The 396-nt window shown below is 59.3% G+C and carries 1 pseudogene; it reads right to left on the bottom strand.

Annotation, left to right across the window (positions count from 1 at the left end):
- Positions 1–201: 201 nt before the first annotated feature.
- A pseudogene (locus LG367_RS18050) lies at positions 202–396 on the bottom strand (TorF family putative porin); the annotation flags it as partial.

Below are 396 nucleotides of genomic sequence, written 5' to 3'. Positions count from 1 at the left end.
GTAAGGAATGAGTCAGTGCTGAGACGGGGGAAGCTGCAGGTCCAGGTAGCTGTATGCCAATCTACTTCGAAGGCATGGCTCCGGTGCGTGTTGTCGCCGTAGGCGTGTCGGCCCCGTGACTGCCCGATTGCAGTCGGGCAAGATCATTCGTGCGCGGGCGAGGCGGTGACGCGTAGCATAGGTTGGCCGTGCTGCACGCATCTAGAAGGTCCAGCCCACGGTCACGAATGTGGTTCCGTCAATTGGATTCGAAACGTGAGTGCGTCCCCAGCTGTCTGGAATGCCCGTGGTGTAGTGCTTGTACATGCCGGCTTCATTCCAGGCCCGAGCATAACCAACGGTCAGATCAAAGCCCGCGAAGGTCCGCTTTAGTGTCACGCTCGCGTCCTGCCAACT

The sequence above is a fragment of the Luteimonas panaciterrae genome, from assembly GCF_020511115.1.
GTDB classification, from domain to species: Bacteria; Pseudomonadota; Gammaproteobacteria; order Xanthomonadales; family Xanthomonadaceae; genus Luteimonas; species Luteimonas panaciterrae.
The sequence above is the reverse complement of the archived record's forward strand: the minus strand, read 5'-3'. Positions and strand labels throughout refer to the sequence as shown.